At 45.6% G+C, this 20,861-nt stretch carries 18 protein-coding genes; 9 read left to right on the plus strand and 9 right to left on the minus strand.

The features are described 5' to 3' along the window. Nucleotides 1–31 precede the first annotated feature (31 nt). The 4 genes from ASV53_RS05330 (at nucleotide 32) to ASV53_RS05345 (ending at nucleotide 5,275) form a co-directional block, all read left to right on the plus strand. A complete protein-coding gene (locus tag ASV53_RS05330) occupies nucleotides 32–1,261 on the plus strand; it encodes an ammonium transporter (protein WP_094956343.1) in 1,230 nt (409 codons plus the stop codon). A gap of 173 nt (nucleotides 1,262–1,434) precedes the next feature. Continuing rightward, entirely contained in the window at nucleotides 1,435–2,448 is a 1,014-nt protein-coding gene (locus tag ASV53_RS05335) for a Fe(3+) ABC transporter substrate-binding protein (RefSeq protein ID WP_062689696.1), read from the plus strand. 161 nt (nucleotides 2,449–2,609) lie between these two features. Further along, nucleotides 2,610–4,238 carry an ABC transporter permease gene (locus ASV53_RS05340; protein WP_094956344.1) on the plus strand — a complete coding sequence of 543 codons (1,629 nt, stop codon included), beginning with the start codon at nucleotides 2,610–2,612 and terminating at the stop codon, nucleotides 4,236–4,238. Next, a complete protein-coding gene (locus tag ASV53_RS05345; RefSeq protein ID WP_062689698.1) occupies nucleotides 4,238–5,275 on the plus strand; it encodes an ABC transporter ATP-binding protein in 1,038 nt (345 codons plus the stop codon). The genes ASV53_RS05340 and ASV53_RS05345 overlap by 1 nt, the downstream gene beginning before the upstream one ends. Nucleotides 5,276–5,387: 112 nt before the next feature. Here the strand turns inward: ASV53_RS05345 and ASV53_RS05350 are convergent, their stop codons facing one another. Next, nucleotides 5,388–5,996: a TetR/AcrR family transcriptional regulator gene (locus ASV53_RS05350; RefSeq protein WP_062689699.1), complete on the minus strand. Its 609-nt coding sequence runs from the start codon at nucleotides 5,994–5,996 to the stop codon at nucleotides 5,388–5,390. A gap of 227 nt (nucleotides 5,997–6,223) precedes the next feature. Between ASV53_RS05350 and hpt the strand changes: the two genes are divergently transcribed. Beyond that, nucleotides 6,224–6,757, plus strand: a complete 534-nt coding sequence (gene hpt, locus ASV53_RS05355) for a hypoxanthine phosphoribosyltransferase (RefSeq protein ID WP_062689701.1) — start codon at nucleotides 6,224–6,226, stop codon at nucleotides 6,755–6,757. 97 nt (nucleotides 6,758–6,854) lie between these two features. Here hpt and can read toward each other — a convergent pair whose 3' ends face one another. Further along, a complete protein-coding gene (can, locus tag ASV53_RS05360) occupies nucleotides 6,855–7,511 on the minus strand; it encodes a carbonate dehydratase (protein WP_062689703.1) in 657 nt (218 codons plus the stop codon). A 153-nt stretch (nucleotides 7,512–7,664) separates the two neighbouring features. Between can and ASV53_RS05365 the strand changes: the two genes are divergently transcribed. Then, the gene (locus tag ASV53_RS05365; protein WP_094956345.1) at nucleotides 7,665–8,594 is read left to right on the plus strand and encodes an ABC transporter ATP-binding protein; all 930 of its coding nucleotides are present in this window, start codon (nucleotides 7,665–7,667) and stop codon (nucleotides 8,592–8,594) included. Next, the gene (locus tag ASV53_RS05370) at nucleotides 8,591–9,361 is read left to right on the plus strand and encodes an ABC transporter permease (RefSeq protein WP_062689705.1); all 771 of its coding nucleotides are present in this window, start codon (nucleotides 8,591–8,593) and stop codon (nucleotides 9,359–9,361) included. The genes ASV53_RS05365 and ASV53_RS05370 overlap by 4 nt, the downstream gene beginning before the upstream one ends. A gap of 129 nt (nucleotides 9,362–9,490) precedes the next feature. On the opposite strand, the gene panC is transcribed toward ASV53_RS05370, so the two are convergent. The 7 genes from panC to sfsA form a co-directional block, all read right to left on the minus strand. Further along, the gene (gene panC / locus ASV53_RS05375; protein WP_094956346.1) at nucleotides 9,491–10,378 is read right to left on the minus strand and encodes a pantoate--beta-alanine ligase; all 888 of its coding nucleotides are present in this window, start codon (nucleotides 10,376–10,378) and stop codon (nucleotides 9,491–9,493) included. 9 nt (nucleotides 10,379–10,387) lie between these two features. Beyond that, nucleotides 10,388–11,182, minus strand: coding sequence for a 3-methyl-2-oxobutanoate hydroxymethyltransferase (gene panB, locus ASV53_RS05380; protein ID WP_062689709.1), 795 nt, complete (start codon nucleotides 11,180–11,182; stop codon nucleotides 10,388–10,390). A 24-nt stretch (nucleotides 11,183–11,206) separates the two neighbouring features. Continuing rightward, nucleotides 11,207–11,692 carry a 2-amino-4-hydroxy-6-hydroxymethyldihydropteridine diphosphokinase gene (folK, locus tag ASV53_RS05385; RefSeq protein WP_062689711.1) on the minus strand — a complete coding sequence of 162 codons (486 nt, stop codon included), beginning with the start codon at nucleotides 11,690–11,692 and terminating at the stop codon, nucleotides 11,207–11,209. Continuing rightward, nucleotides 11,689–13,122 carry a polynucleotide adenylyltransferase PcnB gene (gene pcnB / locus ASV53_RS05390; RefSeq protein ID WP_083540875.1) on the minus strand — a complete coding sequence of 478 codons (1,434 nt, stop codon included), beginning with the start codon at nucleotides 13,120–13,122 and terminating at the stop codon, nucleotides 11,689–11,691. The genes folK and pcnB overlap by 4 nt, the downstream gene beginning before the upstream one ends. Before the next feature lie 40 nt (nucleotides 13,123–13,162). Next, the gene (gluQRS, locus tag ASV53_RS05395; protein ID WP_062689713.1) at nucleotides 13,163–14,065 is read right to left on the minus strand and encodes a tRNA glutamyl-Q(34) synthetase GluQRS; all 903 of its coding nucleotides are present in this window, start codon (nucleotides 14,063–14,065) and stop codon (nucleotides 13,163–13,165) included. 208 nt (nucleotides 14,066–14,273) lie between these two features. After that, complete coding sequence (gene dksA, locus ASV53_RS05400) at nucleotides 14,274–14,723, minus strand: RNA polymerase-binding protein DksA (protein WP_094956347.1); 450 nt, start codon at nucleotides 14,721–14,723, stop codon at nucleotides 14,274–14,276. Between the two features lie 129 nt (nucleotides 14,724–14,852). After that, nucleotides 14,853–15,563, minus strand: coding sequence for a DNA/RNA nuclease SfsA (sfsA, locus tag ASV53_RS05405; RefSeq protein ID WP_062689717.1), 711 nt, complete (start codon nucleotides 15,561–15,563; stop codon nucleotides 14,853–14,855). A 205-nt stretch (nucleotides 15,564–15,768) separates the two neighbouring features. Here sfsA and hrpB point away from each other — a divergent pair, with 205 nt between their 5' ends. Next, on the plus strand, nucleotides 15,769–18,237 hold the full coding sequence (gene hrpB, locus ASV53_RS05410) for an ATP-dependent helicase HrpB (RefSeq protein ID WP_094956348.1): 2,469 nt from the start codon (nucleotides 15,769–15,771) through the stop codon (nucleotides 18,235–18,237). A gap of 108 nt (nucleotides 18,238–18,345) precedes the next feature. After that, a complete protein-coding gene (gene mrcB / locus ASV53_RS05415; protein WP_094956349.1) occupies nucleotides 18,346–20,775 on the plus strand; it encodes a penicillin-binding protein 1B in 2,430 nt (809 codons plus the stop codon). Nucleotides 20,776–20,861: the final 86 nt, after the last annotated feature.

Consider the following 20,861-nt stretch of genomic DNA (forward strand, 5'->3'; position numbering starts at 1 on the left):
TTAGGTTAACGGTGATTAGGGGATATAAACCATGGAATTATCAACCACAGTAACTGAGTTGCGTTATGCGCTCGATACTTTTTTCTTTCTAATGTCAGGGGCATTAGTCATGTGGATGGCAGCAGGGTTTGCCATGTTAGAAGCGGGTTTGGTGCGCTCTAAAAATACCACTGAAATTTTAACCAAAAATATTTGTTTATATGCCATCGCCTGTACGACTTACTTGGTTGTTGGTTACAACATTATGTATGTCGACAACGGTGAAGGAGGCTGGTTACCTTCTATCGGGATGCTGATTGGTAGCCAAGCAGAAGGTGCTGATCACTCATTAGAATCCGACTTCTTCTTCCAGGTTGTGTTTGTTGCAACAGCGATGTCAGTTGTTTCTGGTGCAGTAGCAGAGCGTATGAAATTATGGTCGTTCCTCATTTTCTCAATCATTTTGACGGCCTTTATTTATCCAATGGAAGGATACTGGACATGGGGTGGAGGTTTCTTATCAGAAGCCGGTTTTAGTGACTTCGCAGGCTCAGGTATTGTGCATATGGCTGGCGCATCAGCGGCCTTAGCTGGAGTGCTTTTGCTGGGAGCTCGTAAAGGTAAATACGGTAAAAATGGTGAAATTTATCCGATTCCGGGTTCAAATATGCCGTTGGCAACATTAGGGACTTTTATTCTGTGGTTTGGTTGGTTTGGCTTTAATGGCGGCTCACAACTAATGGTTTCTGATTTTGAAAACGCAACTGCAGTGGGACAAATCTTCTTAAATACCAATGCCGCCGCCGCCGCTGGTGCCATTGCAGCACTAGCAGTGTGTAAAACAACGTGGGGTAAAGCGGATTTAACTATGGTGTTGAATGGTGCATTAGCGGGCTTGGTTGCGATTACTGCAGATCCATTGTCACCATCACCGCTTGCAGCGGTAGCGATTGGTGTTGCGGCTGGTGCATTGGTTGTCTTTAGTATTATTGGCCTAGACAAAGTGAAGATTGATGATCCAGTTGGTGCTATTTCAGTCCACGGTGTCTGTGGCTTCTTTGGCCTGATGGTTGTGCCATTTAGTAATGCCGATGCCTCGTTTGGTGCGCAGCTATTAGGTGCTGTCGTTATCTTTGGCTGGGTCTTTGGTGCGAGCTTAGCGGTATGGGCTGTGCTAAAAGCGACCATGGGGATTCGTGTGACCGAAGAAGAAGAGCTTGAAGGGATGGATACTCATGACTGTGGTGTTGATGCATACCCTGAGTTTGTTAGCGTGAAGTAAGTTAAGAAACTAATAACATATATTCAGTTCACACCTTTTAAAAGCACTGCCAACTTGGCGGTGCTTTTTTTGTGTTTAATTGTTTCTGCTGAGTTGTGTTACTTAAGTGTTGCAGTATAATTAATCGCATTGATAACTGTTATCATTTTACTTTGCGTTAAAGGGATGAATAGATGAAAAAGCTGTTAGCTTCGGCAATTTTCTGTGCTTTGGCAGCACCTCAGGTAGCGACTGCTGCTGAAGAAGTAAACGTATACTCTTACCGTCAACCTTTCCTCGTTGAGCCTATGTTCAACGAATTTACTAAAGAAACAGGCATTAAAGTAAACGTTAAGTTTGCAAAGAAAGGCTTATCAGAAAAGCTGCAGCAAGAAGGTGAATACAGCCCTGCAGACGTAATCTTAACAACAGATATTAGCCGTCTTGTTGAATTGGTAAATAAAGATCTTGTTCAACCTGTTGATAGCAAAGTAATTGAAAGTAACGTACCTGCTCAATACCGTGATAACGATGATGAGTGGTTTGCTTTAACCCTGCGCGCTCGTAATGTGTATTCATCACGCGATCGTGTTGGTCGTTTACCGGCTGATTTCGATTATGCAGATCTTGCTGATCCTGAGTGGAAAGGAAAAATTTGTACCCGTTCTGGTAAGCACCCTTACAACGTTTCTTTGGTGTCTTCGATGATTGCTCATCACGGTGAAGCTGAAGCAAAAGAGTGGCTAGAAGGCCTAAAAGCAAACCTTGCGCGTAAGCCACAAGGTAATGACCGAGCGCAAGTTAAAGCCGTTAAAGAAGGCTTATGTGATATCGCGATTGGTAACAGCTACTACTTAGGTAAAATGGTTAACGACGAAAAGCAAAAGTCGTGGGCTGAAGCGGTATACATCAACTTCCCAGGTCAAAAAGCGAGTGGCACCCACGTTAACGTGAGTGGCATGGCAATGGCTAAGTACGCACCAAACAAAGAAAGCGCACAGAAGCTGATGGAATTCCTAACGGATGACAAAGCGCAGCAAATGTACGCAGAAGTAAACTACGAATACCCAGTAAAAGAGGGCGTTAAGCGCTCTGAGCTAGTGGCATCGTGGGGTGACTTCGATGCGGATACACTTTCATTAGAGAAAGTGGCTGAATACCACAATGCAGCGATTAAACTACTGGATGAAGTGAAGTTTGATCTGTAATTGCAATTCAATAAATGGGGCGTAAGGCCCCGTTTTTTGTTTTGCGCCAAGTTTATTTCTAATCAGCTATGGTAGCGTGCTACATAGACGAATGAGGGATCATACGTTAAACCAAGTGAGTTAATTAAACTGTCTGATTGAGATGTGCTAAGTAGTTGGCAATGAAAGATAAATATATATTCTGGCGAACCAGTAGTTGGGGGCTTTCCCTGCTGCTGGTTTTGCCTATTTTGGCGATCTTCGTGACCGCTATGGGTGAAAGCGATGACGTGTTCGCTCACCTGATGAATACCGTAATGGGTACTTATACGGCCAATACTTTCTGGTTGGTGGTAGGTACGTTATTGCTTGCTTTGTTGTTTGGTCTTCCTTCGGCTTGGATCATGGCGATGTGCCGTATACCAGGTGAAAAAGTACTGCAGTGGTCGCTCGTGCTGCCATTGGCCATGCCCGGTTATATTGTTGGTTATATCTATACCGACTGGTTTGACTATGCGGGTCCTATTCAAATTTTCCTCCGTGATACCTTTGGCTGGCAGTCTGTTCATGATTATTGGTTTCCTGATATTCGCAGTTTAGGCGGCGCCTGTTTAGTACTTGCGCTTGTGCTTTACCCTTATATCTACTTATTAGCACGTGCTGCTTTTATGGAGCAAAGTGTCAGCTTATTGCAGTCAGCTCGCCTATTACGTTGTTCGCCATGGGAAAGCTTTCGTCGTATTTCACTGCCGTTGGCGCGCCCTTCTATAGCGGTCGGTATGTCGTTGGTCGCGATGGAAACCTTGGGTGACTTTGGCACCGTGAGTTATTTTGCGGTGAATACCTTAACTACGGCGGTGTATGACACTTGGCTGGGGTATTCCAACTTGAATGCGGCAGCTAAGATTTCAGCCATTATGCTGGTGGTGATCTTTTTATTGATCAGTGCGGAGCGCTTTAGCCGTCGAAAACAAAAGTTATTTCAGCAGCAATTTGAACATGGTGATGATGTTCGTTATACCTTAAGCGGTGCTAAAAAGTGGTTTGCTGTGATCTGGTGTTGGGGCTTGGTCAGCTTAGCGTTTATCTTCCCGATCCTTCAACTTGGCTATTATGCATTCCATTATTTTGCAGAAAGTTGGACCACAGAGTTTCAGCAATACAGCATCAATAGTTTGTTTGTTTCCATTGTTGCTGCAGTGATCGCGGTGGGTTTAGCACTAGTTGTGAACTTTTATTGTCGCTTAGACGGTCGCTCAAAGACGGCGATTCCAATGCGATTATCGTCATTGGGCTATGCGGTTCCAGGGACAGTTTTAGCTATTGGAGTGATGATCCCGCTAACGTCTGCGGATCATTTGGTGAATGATTTCGCTCGTGATTGGGGGCTTGGTCGTCCGGGGTTAATTTTCTCTGGCACTATGGTGGCGATTATATTTGCTTTTGTGGTGCGATTTGCCGCTGTGGCAATCGGCAGTATTGAAAGTAGTCTATCGAAGATCCCACCGTCGTTGGACATGGCATCGAAAACCATGGGCTATGCCTCGACAGCCATGCTACGCCGAGTACACTTGCCGTTGATCCGTCGTGGTTGTTTGATTGCAGGTTTGCTGGTGTTCATTGAGTCAATGAAAGAACTGAACGCTGCCTTGCTATTACGCCCGTTTAATTTTGAAACCTTAGCAACTTATGTATTTAACTTTGCTTCTGATGAGCAGCTTGAATTAGCCGCTTTACCTGCAATTTTATTGGTTGTTGTTGGCTTGATCCCTCTGGTGATGGTTAACCGTTCTTTGGAGCAAAAGCACTGATGAGTTATGCATTATCTGTCCAAGACCTGACATGCCGTTATAACGGCCAAGCGGTATTGAAGAACCTTTCTCTACCGGTAGAGCAGAACGAGATTGTTTGTCTATTAGGTGCGAGTGGCTGTGGTAAAACAACCTTGCTTAAAGCCATTGCAGGTCTATTACCATTAGACTCTGGCACTATGCATATCCAAGGTAGAACCGTAGCGGATACGACCACTTGGCTACCGCCAGAAAAGCGCAATATCGGTATGATCTTCCAAGATTACGCCTTATTTCCCCACCTGACGGTAGCCGAAAATATAGCCTTTGGTTTACGTGATTGGGATAAAACCCGCGTTGTTAATAAAATCAACGACATGCTGGAGCTGGTACACCTTACTGGACTTGATGCTCGTTACCCTCATCAGTTATCGGGTGGTCAGCAACAGCGTGTGGCAATTGCACGTGCTTTGGCCTGTGAGCCGGATTTAATTTTATTGGATGAACCGTTTTCGAATATTGATACCCAAGTTCGCCATGGGCTGATCAAGGACATTCGCCGTATTTTCAAAAAGCAGGGTGTAACTGCGATCTTTGTTACCCATAGTCGAGAAGAAGCTTTTGCATTTGCAGATCGTATGGCAGTGATGAACAACGGTGTTATTGAGCAATTTGGTACATCGACTGAGCTGTATTACCGTCCAAGTAGCCGTTTTGTCGCTGAATTCTTGGGTAGCAGCTCATATTTACCGGCCAAGGTGCAACAAGATCATCTGGCAACGCCATTAGGTGAAGTTGCCTTAGCCGCCAGCCACCCTTATTGCAATGAAAGTAATGTTGAATGGTTACTGCGTCCGCAAAACCTGAAGGTTAAACCTGATGAGAGTGGAGAGTGTGTGATCATCGAGCAGCAATTCATGGGTGACAGCTGTCGCTACACCGTTGATCTGCAAGGTCATCGCTTGGTGGTGAATTCTAATTTATTACTGCAAGTGGGTGAGAAGGTATCGTTAAGAGTTGAGCCTCATGAGCCTGTCTTGTTTGCCGCGACGGCATAGCGAGATCAGCGAATCATATTGCGCAGGCTGTTGATGCGCCAATAATGCGGTAAAGAAAAGCCGATACGATTAAGTATCGGCTTTTTGCATTTTAGCTAAGTCACTCAGCAGCTTATGCTTTGTGGTAAATATTAGCGAGATATTGCTCAGCTTGCTCACGCATCTGCGCCTGATCTGGGTGCAGGTTGGTATGAAGGTAAAGTACGTAACAAATGCCATGAAGCAGGCCACCAAGCTGTTTAGGATCGCGATCTGCGGTGATTTCACCACTCTCAATGGCTTCAGCAAACATTTCAGTGATTTGTTTCAGGCTGTTTTTATTACCTGTGATGAAATGTGGCCAGATGTCGTCACGTACGGAAGTACTCCACTCAAACCATACTTTGATCCAATCTTTTTGGTCGATCACAGCATCGATTAAGTTATGACTGATACAGGTTAAACGTGCAGATAAGGTTTTATCTGGCTCACCGAGACACTGGTTTAGCAGCAGGTTAAAATGATTTTCGACTTGCGACAGGACTTCTTCAACCAGTGCTTCGCGAGTTGGAAAGTAATTGAAAACAGTCGCGACAGAAACATTGGCCATTTCTGCGATATCGGCATGACCCGCACGGCCAATACCACGTCGAGCGAAAACGTCTAGCGCATAGTCAAGAAGTTGTTGTTTGCGCTTTTCTGGTGATAAACGTGTACGCGTTTTTTTAGTGATGGTATCCATATTCGCTTAAATCCCTAGCCTAAGTATTTATAAAGATTATTTATTTCTTTTGTTCAATAACTGTACAGGAGCAACTTAAGGGGTTCAAACGAGTTTTAGCCTAAGTGTGTCGTATAATTGACACTATTGATAAAATAACGTTTGCGTCGAAGGAGTGGTACAATGCATTCCTTTGTGATGGTTACCTACAGGCGGCTTAGCTTGCAGTCGTACTGATGGAGAGAAAGATGAAGCATACAGTTGAAGTAATGATTTCTGAGCAGGATGTTCAGGCACGTGTTAAAGAGCTAGGAAAGCAAATTACCGAGCACTATAAAGGGTCAGAAGATTTAGTCATGGTCGGTTTACTACGTGGCTCATTTGTTTTCATGGCTGACTTAGCGCGTGCTATCGATCTACCGCACGAAGTTGATTTCATGACTGCTTCTAGTTACGGCAATACGATGGAAAGTACGCGTGATGTACGCATCCTGAAAGACTTAGACGATGATATTAAAGGCAAAGATGTTTTGCTGGTTGAAGATATTATCGATACAGGTAATACCCTAAGTAAAGTTTGCGAAATCCTATCTATTCGTGAACCAAACTCAATCCGTATTTGTACCTTGCTTGATAAGCCAGAGCGCCGTGAAGTACACGTGAACGTTGACTGGTTTGGTTTTACGATTCCAGATGAGTTTGTTGTTGGCGTAGGCATCGACTACGCGCAAAAATACCGCCACTTACCCTTCATTGGTAAAGTGGTTCCACTAGAAGGTTAATCCTGATATCTAGTGAAAAAAAGCGACCATAGGTCGCTTTTTTTGTTTGTCTTGTTTTATTCAAAGCCGTATTTAATGGCTTTGAATCGTCATTATCTTACACTTCACTACTTGGAAGGATAGATGACATTGCTGCTTGGTAATTGACTTCCAATGATTCGCGGCTAGTGGATGTCATGCCTAAATCACGTAAAACACCATTGTTAATACCGTAGATCCAGCCGTGAATTTTCACTTTTTGACCACGTTCCCAAGCTTGTTGCATGATGGTGGAGTTACCCAGGTTATACACCTGTGATGCCACATTGATCTCGCACAGTTTGTTGTCACGCTCTTCACGTGGTAACGCACCAATATCAGAACGGTGCTTTAAATACAGATCGCGAATATGCAGTAGCCAGTTGTTGATTAAACCTAATTGTGGGTTTTCAATCGCAGCTGTAACACCACCACAACCGTAGTGACCACATATAATGATATGGCGGACTTTCAGTACGTCGACTGCGTATTGCACTACAGAAAGACAATTTAAGTCAGTATGAATCACTTGGTTGGCAACATTACGGTGAACGAATAACTCACCTGAATCGAGGCCAGTAAGTCGCTCGGCAGGAACACGGCTGTCAGAGCAGCCAATCCAAAGGTATTCTGGATGTTGTGATTTTGCTAAGTGGGTAAAGAACTCGGGAGTTTCATCCTTGATATTTTCAGACCAAGAGAGGTTGTTTGCGAATAATTGCTTAATATCTGCCATGATTGTGCCTTCTTTGATACATTCCCTACTATACACGTACTTGACTGTTAGCAAATCGGAGTAGTTAGCTAAAGCCGTTAGTTTTTATTTATAATTCTATCAGCTGCTGCGACGAGCAAATGTTGTAATTTTTTAACACAAAGAGCGCATTAGATGAACGCTTTAGAAATAAAAAATGTAAACAAAACTTACAAAGGTGGCGTTAAGGCATTGAAAAATATGAGCCTTAATGTCGAAGCTGGCGATTTTTTTGCTTTGCTTGGTCCCAATGGTGCTGGTAAATCGACAACGATAGGCATCATTAGTTCATTGGTGAATAAGACTTCAGGTGACGTAAAGGTCTTTGGCTATGATTTAGATCGTGAAGTGGTGGAAGCTAAAAATCACCTCGGTTTAGTGCCGCAAGAGTTCAACTTTAACCAGTTTGAAACGGTTGAGCAGATCATCATAAATCAGGCGGGTTACTACGGTGTTGAGCGTGATTTAGCGAAAGAGCGTACTAAGAAGTACCTGACTCAACTCGATTTGTGGGAAAAACGTCATGAGCGTGCGCGTAACCTTTCTGGTGGTATGAAACGTCGCTTAATGATTGCCCGAGCTTTGGTGCACGAGCCTAAACTGTTGATTCTTGATGAGCCGACAGCTGGTGTTGATATTGAACTTCGTCGCTCGATGTGGGCATTTCTTCGTAAGATCAACGAAGAAGGGGTAACGATCATCCTCACGACTCACTATCTCGAAGAAGCAGAAATGCTGTGTCGTAATATCGGCATCATTAATCATGGTGAGTTAGTCGAAAATACCAGTATGAAAGACTTACTGAGTAAGCTCGAAGTGGAGACCTTCATTTTAGATGTTAATTTGAATGGAAATAAGCCCGAACTCGGTGATGTGAAGTGGCGTATGCCGGATAACCATACTTTAGAGATTGATATTCAAAAGGGAATGGGGCTCAACAGTATCTTTACTCAACTCACAACCCAAGGTATTGATGTTCTATCAATGCGTAATAAGGCCAACCGTTTAGAAGAGTTGTTTGTCACCTTAGTCGCACAAAGTGAAAAACAAGGGAAGCAATCATGAGACACCAATACTGGATCGCTTTTAAAAGTTTGATTAGCAAAGAAGTGAGTCGCTTTGCCCGTATTTGGGTGCAAACCTTGGTACCGCCCGCAATTACAATGACATTATATTTCATCATTTTTGGTAGTCTGATAGGCAGCCGTATCGGTGAAATGAATGGCTTTAGTTACATGGAATATATAGTGCCGGGTTTGATCATGATGTCGGTGATCACTAACTCGTATTCTAATGTTGCCTCATCGTTCTTTAGTGCTAAATTCCAGCATAACATTGAAGAGTTATTGGTTGCTCCTGTACCTAACTACATCATCATTGCAGGGTATGTTGGCGGTGGTGTACTACGTGGGATCGGTGTTGGCTTTATCGTGACGATTGTTTCACTGTTTTTTGTTGATCTGCAAATTGCTCACCTTTGGGTGATCATCGCCACTGTGCTTCTGACCTCGATTGTTTTTTCGCTCGGTGGTTTGATCAATGCCGTGTATGCACGCACCTTCGATGATATCAGTATTATTCCTACGTTTATTCTGACGCCATTAACGTATTTAGGCGGTGTGTTTTACTCGATCAGTTTGTTGCCTGAGTTCTGGCAAGGAGTGTCAAAACTTAACCCTATTGTTTATATGGTTAACGCCTTCCGTTACGGTTTCTTGGGGGTTTCAGATGTTGGGATAGGCACATCATTTGCGGTATTAGCGGCGTTTATCTTAGGCTTATACGCTTTTGCTTACTATCTGATTTCTCGCGGTATTGGTTTACGTTCTTAACGGCTAGCTTGTATTTATCGAGAGTTGAATAAAAAAGCCCGCTTATCCACCTTTTGTTAAGGGGAGGATAAGCGGGCTTTTTATTGGCTTGAGTTTTACATAAGTAGAACTCGAAACTCAGGATAGGTGTTACTCAGCTACTTCTGGTGCCGCAACAGGTGCAACTGGTGTTAGCTCAACCACTTGGTTGTCGATCAAGCGTGCTTTACCCAGATGTGCAGACATCAGGATAACAGCTTGCTTAGTCTCGTCGCCAACGGGCTGTAATGTCGCTGCATCACGGATGTAGCTTTCATCTGGCTGTAGGCCTGCGGCACGAAGTTGATCGTTCGCATCAACCACTAACTCAGAGTAATCAGTACGGCCACCACGCATTTGGCTGCTGATCCAACGCATGGTACGAGCCAGTACAGGAGCGCGTTGACGTTCATCAACGGTTAAGTACCCATTACGAGAACTTAATGCAAGGCCATCCATTTCACGTACGGTTGGTACGCCAATGACTTCGATGTCCATTGCCATGTCTTCTGCCATTTGACGGATAAGTGCTAGTTGTTGGTAATCTTTTTCACCAAAACAGGCAACGTCAGGCTGTACTATGTTAAAGAGCTTGGTCACTACGGTTGATACGCCACGGAAGTGACCTGGGCGTAGTGCGCCCTCGAGCATTTGTGATAATCCAGGTACATCCACAGACGTTTGGCGATCCAGGCCTTGTGGGTAAATAACATCCGGTGTTGGTGTGAAAACCAGATCAACCCCTTCACCATTCAGCTTAGCGAGATCCTCATCTAAGGTGCGTGGGTAGTTGTTAAGGTCGTCTGCTTTATCAAACTGCATAGGGTTAACAAAAATGCTTACCACAACCACATCAGCATGTTCACGTGCTTTGCGAACTAGAGTCAGGTGGCCTTCATGCAGATTGCCCATGGTGGGAACAAACGCAATACGACGACCTTCACGACGCCATGTACGTACTTGTTCTCTAATTGGACTAATCTCATCGAATGTCTGCATTGTTATTCCTTACTCAAAAGTATGCTCAGGACCAGGGAAAGTCCCTGCTGCAACCTCTTCAATGTAGCGAGTTACAGCTGCACGCATTTCACCGGTTTCTGTCAGATAGTTCTTAGAAAAACGCGGAATGTAATTAGCGGAAATGCCGAACATGTCGTGCATTACCAAGATTTGACCATCAGTTGCGTTGCCAGCACCAATACCAATAACGGGTACTTCAACTGCTTTCGTGATGCGCTCGGCAAGACTTGCTGGCACACACTCAAGTAAGATGATCTGAGCACCTGCATTTTTCAGCAGAATAGCATCTTTTACCATCTGCTCAGCGTGGTCGGAGTCACGTCCTTGTACTTTATAACCACCAAAAATATTGACCGACTGTGGTGTCAGGCCAAGGTGGGCACAAACAGGAACTGCGCGCTCGGTCAATTTAGTTACGGTTTCAGCAAGCCAAGCACCGCCTTCTAATTTTACCATGTTCGCACCAGCACGCATCAACTCAGCAGCGCTCTCGCAAGCTTGCTCTGGGGTGCTATAACTCATAAATGGCATATCAGCCATTAGTAGAGCATTTGGGCTACCAGCGCGTACACAGCGCGTGTGGTAAGCAATATCAGCAACGCTGACAGGTAGCGTATCGGGTTTACCTTGTAAAACCATGCCTAACGAGTCACCGACAAGCATGACTGGCATTTCTTGTTGCTCAAATAGTTGAGCAAAACTCGCATCGTATGCGGTGACAGATGCAAACTTACGACCTTCTTGCTTCCATTTCATCAGGTCATTAATTGTTACCTTTTTCATTGTCTCTCCCTCTTCCCCTGCGGGTTAGTCAGTCCAGATGGACAAACCATTACGGTCTACGTCAGCCAGCAGTGTTTGCAACGCTGATTGATCAGGTAGTACCAAATCAGGGGCTATTTCAGCTAGTGGATAAAGCACGAATTCACGTACTTTCATTCCATAGTGTGGAACGGTTAACCGTTCACAGTGATGTTCTAGATCACCGTACAAGATGATATCGAGATCCAGTGTTCGCGGACCCCAACGTTCATCTTTACGCACTCGGCCATGTTCTAACTCGATAGCTTGCGTGCGATCGAGTAAGGACAATGGTGATAATGTGGTATCAATTGCAACAACAGCATTGATGTAATCGGGCTGATTTTGTGGCCCCATTGGTGTGCTGCTGTAAAGCGATGAAGCAGCAACAACCTGAATATCAGGCTGCTGCTTTAAGATTTCAATCGCGCTTTTTGCTTGGGCAACAGGTTCACTGAGATTGCTGCCAACAGCAATATACGCGCGAATCATGACGGTTTGGCTTGTGGCTTACGACGACGTTGCTGCGGTTTACGACGGCGTGGACGGCGGCTGCCGCTGCCATCGTTAATTTGTTGCACCATCTTATTACGGTTGGTGTTGTCACCGTGTTGGAAGTCATTCCACCACTGCGCCAATTCACGAACGTCATCGCCTTCAAAGTTGCTACGCATTTCTAGGAAATCGTAAGCAGCACGGAATTTTGGATGTTCCATTGCCTTGAATGCACGCTTGCCCGTGCGACGGGTAAAGCGCAGTTGTTGCTGCCAAATATCACGCACAGTTGTGGTATGACGACGTGGAATTGCGATGGTTTTCACCTGCTCATCCAGAATGTCATTCGCAGCAACCATGAAGGCATCGTAGTACGATAACCCGCTAGTGATCGAAATCTCTTCTGCGCGTGTGGTCATTGGGTACCACAGCATAGCTGCGTACATGAAGGCTGGATTAACGCGCATATCTTTAGCGATACGTTTGTCAGTTGCCTTCAAAATGTATGCAATCATCTTTTCAGTGTCGCTGTTTTTATCTTCAGTGAAGTGTTCACTTTGGATAGGAAACAGCTGCTGGAATAGATTGTATTCACGCAGCAACTCGTAAGTTGCAAAACCTTGGCCTGATTGCAGTAGCTTTAAGCTTTCTTCAAACAGACGTGCCGCGGGAATATCACGTAATAGTGTCGACAACTCTTTAATCGGAGCCGCAGTACGCTCTTCAATGGTCATATCCAATTTCGCAGCGAAGCGTGCCGCACGTAACATACGTACTGGGTCTTCACGGTAACGCGTTTCTGGATCGCCAATTAAGCGAATGATGCGGTCTTCAAGATCTTGTACACCGTTGGTGTAATCGCTGATCGAGTAATCATCAATGTTGTAGTAAAGCGCATTGACCGTGAAGTCACGGCGCTCGGCATCTTCATCAATTGAACCGTACACATTATCGCGTAGTAACATCCCTTCCTGATTTTGCGCAGAAACGGGTTGTTGCTTCTTATTATTACCTGCTTGTGGGGCGGGTTTTGCATCTTCGTGGTGACCACGGAAGGTAGCGACTTCGATAACATCACGGCCAAATAAAATATGCGCCAAACGGAAACGGCGGCCAATTAGGCGGCAGTTACGGAACAGATCTTTGATCTCTTCAGGCGTTGCATTGGTCGCGATATCGAAATCTTTGGGTTGTTTGCCAAGTAAAATATCACGTACACCACCGCCAACAAGATAAGCATCAAAGCCTGCCTTATTTAAGCGATATAGTACTTTCAGCGCATTTTCGCTGATGTCTCGACGTGAAATACCGTGCTCTTGGCGTGGAATAATTTGCAAGGTTAGGTCCTCGGTAGTGCGAGTACTGTTCTCAATATTCAATACCTTACGGCAAAAGCTGGCGACTCGATTAAAGATAATACACCCCATTTTCGTGCATCGGATTCAACAAACAGCCGCATATCATATATCACAGCACGCCATTTTTGAATGCTAGTGTGATAGCGGTCGACTTTGGCAATGTATTATGTTGCCAGTTCTGGACACCCCAATTGAGGATTTCAGCTAAGCTTGCTTGGCCGAGTGCCTCGGGTGGTGTCATCGCCAAGAAGCGCATTGCAGCCAATAAGGCTGGCTTGGGCTGTTGTTTATCAATGGCGGGCGCATGATTTTGTTTCGATAGCTTATTGCCATTCTCGGTGACTGCCAATGGTAAGTGCAAGTAGCGTACTTCCGGCTGATTTAATTGACGATAAAGACCAATTTGTCGGCCTGTCGGTTCAATTAAATCGGCACCTCGAACCACTTCGGTAACGCCTTGTTCGATATCATCAAGCACGACCGCGAGGTTATAAGCAAATAACCCGTCGCGACGGTGGATAATGAAGTCTTCTTGCGCCAGCGAGAGTGGGATCTCGATACGACCATGTAATAAGTCATCAAACTCAGTGATTGGCGCATTCACTTTTAAGCGAACTGCGCATCCTTGAGCTGACAAGTGCAAGTCACGGCATGTGCCAGGATAAAAACCACCCGCTTCTTTGATTTGCTTACGCGTACATTGGCAGTAATAAGCGTGTTGTTCGCTTAACCACTGATCAATCTGGGCTTGATAAGCATCATGGCGTTGGCTTTGATACATCACATCGCCATCCCAATGTAAGCCATAGGCTTCAAGAGTACGGAGGATATCATCAGCAGCACCGGGCATTTCGCGTGGGGGATCAAGATCCTCCATGCGAACTAACCATTTCCCTTGTTGAGATTTTGCTTGTAAATAGCTACCAAGGGCTGCGATTAGAGAGCCAAAGTGCAAAGGTCCTGACGGGGAGGGCGCAAAACGTCCTACATAGCCTTGTGTTGTACTTATCATGCGTTACTTGGGGTTACCAAAGTCGTTATACCTAAATGAACAACTATCTGATCATTTTCTTAAAAATCACCTACTCACATAGGGATAAGCAAAGAAAATCAATCACATACTTATTCAGATCGATATGGGCGGTATTGAATGTTCGAATGGTTATAAATGAAAGAGGGAGCTAACGCTCCCTCTTCACAGTGGTTGAAATACGTAAGTATTAGCCAGCCATCTGTTTTTCTTTGATTTCTGCCAATGTCTTACAGTCGATACAAAGATCAGCTGTTGGGCGAGCTTCAAGACGGCGGATGCCAATCTCGATGCCGCAAGAATCACAGAAACCAAAATCATCATCTTCGATACGTTGAAGCGTTTTCTCGATCTTTTTGATCAGTTTACGTTCGCGGTCACGGTTACGAAGCTCAAGACTGAACTCTTCTTCTTGAGCTGCACGGTCAACAGGATCCGGGAAGTTTGCTGCTTCGTCCTGCATGTGATTCACAGTACGATCAACTTCTTCACGAAGCTGGTTACGCCACGACTCAAGAATGACTGTGAAGTGCTTTAGTTGCGCTTCACCCATGTATTCTTCACCAGCTTTTTCCTGGTATGGCTCAACCCCAGCAATAGCCAGGATGCCTAGCGATTTTTTAACGTTGCTCTCTGGCATATAGCGTCTCCTAATATACCTAATAACCGTCACTGGTTAATTTTGGGCGGTATCTATAGCAGAAAGGTGTATTGGTGGCAATTGCTGCATATATTCAATTTTATACCATTGTGAAGAAAGCATCATTTTTCACGACGGATGACTAAATTCTATACAAGTATGCAATTCGATATCATGCTGGCTCAAGTTAGCCTTATAGCTGATAATTTCGACGCCTGCCTTTTCTGCTTCTTTTATCAATTGGTGATAGTTCGGGTCTATATGGTGTGCCGCAGCCACATTTTCAATCCCCGAGTGCAAAATAGCGAAAAAAAGTACGGCACGTTGCCCACTCTGTGCGACTTCCATTAATTCTCTTAGGTGCTTTTGCCCACGAGTAGTCACCGCATCTGGGAAATAACCCTGTCCATTTTCCAGTAATGTCACGCTCTTTACTTCAATATAGCAGGCTGGTTTAGAGTCATCCTCTAAGAGGATATCTATCCTGCTGTTTTCGCTACCATACTTAACTTCAGTTTTGAGTGATGAATAACCAAGTAATTCTGTGATAGCGCCCTTGTTTATTGCCTCAACAGCTAACTTATTCGCTTGAATGGTGTTTACACAGATCCAGTCTCCAGCCAATGTTTGGGTGAGCTCCCAGCTATTGGGGTATTTTCGTTTCGGATTGTCAGATGTTGAAAACCAGACGGTGCTGCCTGGTTCTGCACAACCTGTCATCGCGCCAGTGTTGGCACAATGGATAGTACGAATTTCACCATCAGGCAACTTTATATCAGCTAAAAAGCGTTTGTAGCGTTTGATGAGCAGTGCAGATTGTAATGGCTGAGCAAATTTCATTGAGCTTCCTGTTTTTTATTTTTATAGGTCAAGGCACCAAGGTTACCTCTAGCTTGCTAGCCAGCTTAATCCTGATTATCTCAGTGTGATCAAAATCTAGCGTAAAAAGCAGTATTTGGTTTATTCGTGCATTTGATCTCTGTAGTAGGTGCCATACAATGATGGCTCATGCCCCGTAATTCAACCATGACACAAGGTTTTTACATTGTCACAGCTGCCTATTGATGCCGTTATCCCCGATCTTCTTCGCCAGTTGACCACGCACTCACAATTGATCCTCAAAGCGCCACCGGGTGCAGGTAAGTCGACTCGTTTGCCATTAAGACTATTACAAGCATCGGCAGTCACAGGCAAAATTGTCATGTTAGAGCCGCGTCGGCTGGCGGCCCGTAATATTGCGACTTACCTCGCGGAGCAGCTGGGTGAAAAAGTCGGGCAGACAATTGGTTTACGTGTACGTGGCGAAACCAAAGTGAGTGCAGCAACACGGTTAGAAATTGTAACCGAAGGGGTAATGACCCGTATGTTGCAACAAGACCCTGAGTTAGCTGGTATTAGTTTACTGATCTTTGATGAGTTTCATGAGCGCAGTATTCATGCTGATACGGCGTTAGCATTAGCGCTGGAAGTACAAGAAGCGTTACGTGACGATTTACAGTTGTTAGTCATGTCGGCCACGCTGGATGAACAGGCACTGACTCAATTATTGCCACAAGCCAGTTATACCGAATCGCTAGGGCGCTGTTTCCCGGTTGAATATCGCTACCATGCAATTGCCGATGATCGTGACTGGCTCGCAGGGGTTGAGCGTGAAATTCATCGCTTGCTGAACCAAGAAACGGGTTCAATGTTGGTGTTTTTACCTGGTGCAGGTGAAATTAAACGCTTAGCAGAGCGCCTCATACCCGCTGTGGCGGCGGATACTGTTATCTGCCCACTCTTTGGTCAACTGAATCCTAAACAGCAGCAACAAGCCATTCAGCCTGCCCTAACAGGACAGCGTAAAGTTGTACTTGCCACCAATATTGCCGAAACCAGTTTAACCATTGAAGGCGTACGCTTGGTGGTGGATACCGGCTTAGAGCGCATAGCTCATTGGGATCCCAAAACAGGGATCAGCCGATTAGAGAAAGTTCGCATCGCGCAATCATCCGCAGAGCAGCGCTCGGGACGAGCGGGGCGATTAGAGCCGGGTGTGTGCTTGCGTTTATACAGCGAAGAGTTGCTATCTCGTCAACCTGCGACCCCGCAGCCTGAAATATTACGTGCAGATTTAACCGCATTAGCGATGGAGTTAGCGCAATGGGGATGCCAAGACGCCGCTGATTTACATTGGCTCGATGTTCCTCCCTCGATTAACTTGCACCAATCTCAGCGGTTGTTACAGCAATTAGGCGCGTTTGATGAGCGTTTACAAGTCACAGAGCGAGGCGTGCAGATCCAGCAACTCGGCGCTGACCCTCGCCATGCGGCAATCTTGGCATTTGCTAAACAGCATGGTCCAGCCGCGATGATAACCGCTGCAATGTTAGTGGCGGTGTTAGAAGAGCCACCACGTGGTAATCAAAACCCCGATTTACACTTTCAATTAAGTTTGCTGGAAAGTGGTAAGTTGGCGCGTACCGCTCAGTATTTGCAACGTGCCCAACAGCATTACAGTAAATTAGATAATAAAAAAGTGGCTCGGTGGCAGCTTGAACGTGATTGGCTGGCGCCTTTACTGGCGGCTGGGTTTCCTGACCGTATTGCTTTATCTCGCAATGGGGATGGTCGCTATCAATTATCGAATGGGCAAGGGGCAATGCTGTCACCTGATGAACCATTGGCAGATAGTGATGTGTTGGTGGTTGTTGATGTTATCAAAACCCGTCAAGGTGATAGCCGTATATTTTCAGCCGTATCCGCTGACAGTGATCACTTACATTCGTTACTGCCTCATCTATTCTATGAGCGCGAGTGGCTTGATTGGGATGATAAAAAAGGGCGTCTAACCGCAGAAACCCATTGGTGCTGCGGTAAGTTGATACTGAAGCGTCAGCTGCAAGGTGAACCGGACGCGGCTAAAGCCAGCGAAGCGTTACTGAATGCTGTAATGCGAAAAGGGCTGAGTGTTTTAAATTGGAACGCAAAGGCTGACAGTTTGTTAGTACGTGCTCGCTGTGCAACACAATGGTTACCTGAATTAGCATTACCAGCCATGGATGAAAAAAGTTTATTAGCAGACGCGGAAATGTGGCTGCTGCCGTACATGAATGGAATGAAAACGTTAAAAGCACTCGCGAAACTGGATGTCGCACAAGCGTTAACGGCACGATTAGGTTGGGATAAAGCCCAAGCATTAGACGTGGCGCTACCGACGCATTATCAAGTTCCGACGGGCTCGCGTTACCCCATCCGTTACTTGGTGGGGCAACAGCCCGTATTAGCCGTTAAGCTGCAAGAAATGTTTGGCGAGAAACATTCACCACAGCTAGCTAATGGCAAGGTTTCGGTGGTGCTTGAACTGTTATCACCAGCCCAGCGTCCGCTACAGATCACCCAAGATCTAGCGGCTTTCTGGCAAGGTTCGTATAACGAAGTGAAAAAAGAAATGAAAGGGCGATACCCTAAACATCCTTGGCCAGATGATCCCGCGAATCATGAGCCGACAAAAAAAATAAAGCGACACCTATAGAGAACAACACTCGCACAACAAGGTCTGCGTGCTGTTAATGCTCTTTTGAGCATCATGATTAATCGCGTCTGAATTTAAACCCGTGGCATAAACCAAAGTTGAAAGAACATGATGAAGTTATCTATTCGTGAGGCAGCACAAGCTCCACGAAGTGGCCCTAAGCGAAAAGCGCCAGCTAAATCTGACGGTAAAGCACCTAAAAAAGCACCGGCTAAAAAAACTGCCACGGGTAAGCGCAGCCCTAGAAAAAAAAACTCGCGTAAAAAAACAAAAGCTTCATCAAGTTGGTGGCGCAAGCTGCTTGGCTTTGGCGTTAAGCTGACGATTGTGGTGTTTGCCGTGGTGCTGATGGTCGGGATCTATCTCGATACCGTGGTGAAAAATAAATTTGATGGTCAGCTATGGAATTTACCAGCGGTCGTGTATGGCAGGGTACTTAACCTTGAACCCGGTCAAACCGTCACAATTGACGAAGTACGCCGTGAGCTGGATTTATTGCAGTATCACAAAGTGCGCTCGCCGCAACGGGTTGGTGAATACTCATCATCGTCCACTCGTATCGAGGTGATCCGTCGTCCGTTTGAGTTTGATAATGGGCTTGAAGGCAAGCGTCATGTGATGCTGACGTTTGATGGAAACCAATTGCAAAGCATCCATGAAGTGGGTTCAAAGCGCCAATTGGGCTATGTGCGCATTGAACCTAAAATGCTGGGTATGATTGGTGCGACAGGGCGTGAGCAGCGGATGTTTTTGCCACGAGAGCAATTCCCTGAAGTGTTAGTAGATGCCTTGTTGGTGACCGAAGATCGTGATTTTTATCAACATGACGGTGTTTCACCGTTGGCAATTGTACGAGCATTATTTGCCAATATAAAAGCAGGACGCACCGTACAAGGTGGCAGTACGCTAACCCAGCAGTTAGCGAAGAACCTCTTTCTATCTCAAGAGAAAACCTTGTGGCGTAAGCTGCGCGAAGCCTATATCGCTTTGATCTTAGATTATCGTTACAACAAAGATCGGATCTTAGAGGCGTACTTGAATGAAATTTACCTCGGTCAGAATGGTGGCAAAGAAGTCCATGGTTTTGCCCTTGGTGCGCGTTTGTATTTTGGCCGACCGTTGCAAGAGCTCAGAATTGATCAGCAAGCCTTGTTAGTCGGTTTAGTGAAAGGCCCGTCTTATTACAATCCATGGCGTAATCCGGAACGTGCGCGTCAACGCCGTGATTTGGTGCTGCGTTTGATGATGGATAACGGCATTTTAAACGGCAAGCAATATGAGCTAGCAGCATCGCGCCCATTAGACTTGCAGTCTAAGGCTCGGATCTCCACGCGTCAGCCTGCATACTTCCAGCAGCTGCAGCGAGAACTGAAAGATAAAGTTGGCGATAAGTTTACGCCAGGTGTGGGCTTGCGCGTTTTCAGTACTTTAGATCCATTATCGCAACAAGAAGCGGAAAAAATGGTGAGCACTATGGTGCCACAACTGAACAAAAAGGCGGGGGTAGAGGTAGAAACTGCGATGGTGGCAGTGGATCGTGTCAGCGGTGAAGTTCGTGCCATGATTGGCGGTAGTCGTCCAGGGTATGCCGGGTTTAACCGCGCATTAGATGCCAGTCGTCAAATTGGTTCATTAGTGAAGCCCGCGGTATATTTAGCGGCGCTGCGCCAGCCCGAACGTTATACCTTAGCCAGCACCATCGATGACAAACCGATCATGCTTAAAGGCAGCAAGGGTAACAATTGGAAGCCGCGTAACTATGATCGTAAATTCCGTGGGCAAGTCCCGCTGTACTACGCGCTCGCTAAGTCGTTAAACGTACCAACAGTGAACCTTGGTATGGCTGTTGGTTTGAACGATGTGATCAAGACCATGGAGCAACTGGGCGTAGATCGTAATGAAATTCCGAAATTACCGTCGATCTTATTGGGTTCGTTTACGCTAACGCCATTTGAAGTCACTCAGATGTTCCAAAGTATTACCAGTGGTGGTCGTAAAGCTGAATTAACCGCATTACGCTCAGTGGTGGATCAGCAAGGTATTTTACTTTACCAAAATTACCCTAAAGCGAGGCAGGCTGTTCCGCAGCAAGCGGCATGGTTAACCACCTATGGAATGAAGAATGTGGTTAGTCAGGGCACCGCTCGTTTTCTCCAGCCACAGTTTGGTTGGGCGGCCTTGGCTGGTAAAACGGGGACAACTGATAAAAACCGTGATAGCTGGTATGTTGGTGCCGATGGTCGTGAAGTGGTAACTATATGGGTTGGACGAGACGATAATAAACCAGTGAACCTAACGGGTTCATCGGGTGCACTTCGAATGTATAGTCATTACCTTAAGTCGCGTCAACCAGAGCCATTGCGCTTATCATGGCCGAGTAAAATCTCGACAGCTAAGTTCCACCGTCAACCTAATGGAACTTTGGGTTTTGATTGCCAAGGCGAGCAATCACTGCCTGTCTGGGATAATAAGGGGCAACTTAAAGCCCGTTGTGAACCGGGTGCTGGTGGTTGGGTGAAAGATTTATTTACGTGGTAAGTCGATGATAGCTGCTGTACCTGTAGCCAATGCATTCAGAACCAATAAATTGATGTTTATTTAAAAAGATAACGGCTCGTTGAGAG

This window comes from Photobacterium sanguinicancri (genome assembly GCF_002265265.1).
Taxonomy (GTDB): domain Bacteria; phylum Pseudomonadota; class Gammaproteobacteria; order Enterobacterales; family Vibrionaceae; genus Photobacterium; species Photobacterium sanguinicancri.

Bases quoted from the DNA above. Each gene is read 5' to 3' on its own strand.
- ASV53_RS05350 (WP_062689699.1), bottom strand. From the start codon at position 5,996: ATGGATACCATCACTAAAAAAACGCGTACACGTTTATCACCAGAAAAG.
- sfsA (WP_062689717.1), bottom strand. From the start codon at position 15,563: ATGAAATTTGCTCAGCCATTACAATCTGCACTGCTCATCAAACGCTAC.
- ASV53_RS05345 (WP_062689698.1), top strand. From the start codon at position 4,238: ATGAGTTATGCATTATCTGTCCAAGACCTGACATGCCGTTATAACGGC.
- dksA (WP_094956347.1), bottom strand. From the start codon at position 14,723: ATGCCAGAGAGCAACGTTAAAAAATCGCTAGGCATCCTGGCTATTGCT.
- gluQRS (WP_062689713.1), bottom strand. From the start codon at position 14,065: ATGATAAGTACAACACAAGGCTATGTAGGACGTTTTGCGCCCTCCCCG.
- ASV53_RS05335 (WP_062689696.1), top strand. From the start codon at position 1,435: ATGAAAAAGCTGTTAGCTTCGGCAATTTTCTGTGCTTTGGCAGCACCT.
- ASV53_RS05370 (WP_062689705.1), top strand. From the start codon at position 8,591: ATGAGACACCAATACTGGATCGCTTTTAAAAGTTTGATTAGCAAAGAA.
- panC (WP_094956346.1), bottom strand. From the start codon at position 10,378: ATGCAGACATTCGATGAGATTAGTCCAATTAGAGAACAAGTACGTACA.
- ASV53_RS05365 (WP_094956345.1), top strand. From the start codon at position 7,665: ATGAACGCTTTAGAAATAAAAAATGTAAACAAAACTTACAAAGGTGGC.
- folK (WP_062689711.1), bottom strand. From the start codon at position 11,692: ATGATTCGCGCGTATATTGCTGTTGGCAGCAATCTCAGTGAACCTGTT.
- hpt (WP_062689701.1), top strand. From the start codon at position 6,224: ATGAAGCATACAGTTGAAGTAATGATTTCTGAGCAGGATGTTCAGGCA.
- panB (WP_062689709.1), bottom strand. From the start codon at position 11,182: ATGAAAAAGGTAACAATTAATGACCTGATGAAATGGAAGCAAGAAGGT.
- ASV53_RS05330 (WP_094956343.1), top strand. From the start codon at position 32: ATGGAATTATCAACCACAGTAACTGAGTTGCGTTATGCGCTCGATACT.
- ASV53_RS05340 (WP_094956344.1), top strand. From the start codon at position 2,610: ATGAAAGATAAATATATATTCTGGCGAACCAGTAGTTGGGGGCTTTCC.
- can (WP_062689703.1), bottom strand. From the start codon at position 7,511: ATGGCAGATATTAAGCAATTATTCGCAAACAACCTCTCTTGGTCTGAA.
- mrcB (WP_094956349.1), top strand. From the start codon at position 18,346: ATGATGAAGTTATCTATTCGTGAGGCAGCACAAGCTCCACGAAGTGGC.
- pcnB (WP_083540875.1), bottom strand. From the start codon at position 13,122: ATGGGGTGTATTATCTTTAATCGAGTCGCCAGCTTTTGCCGTAAGGTA.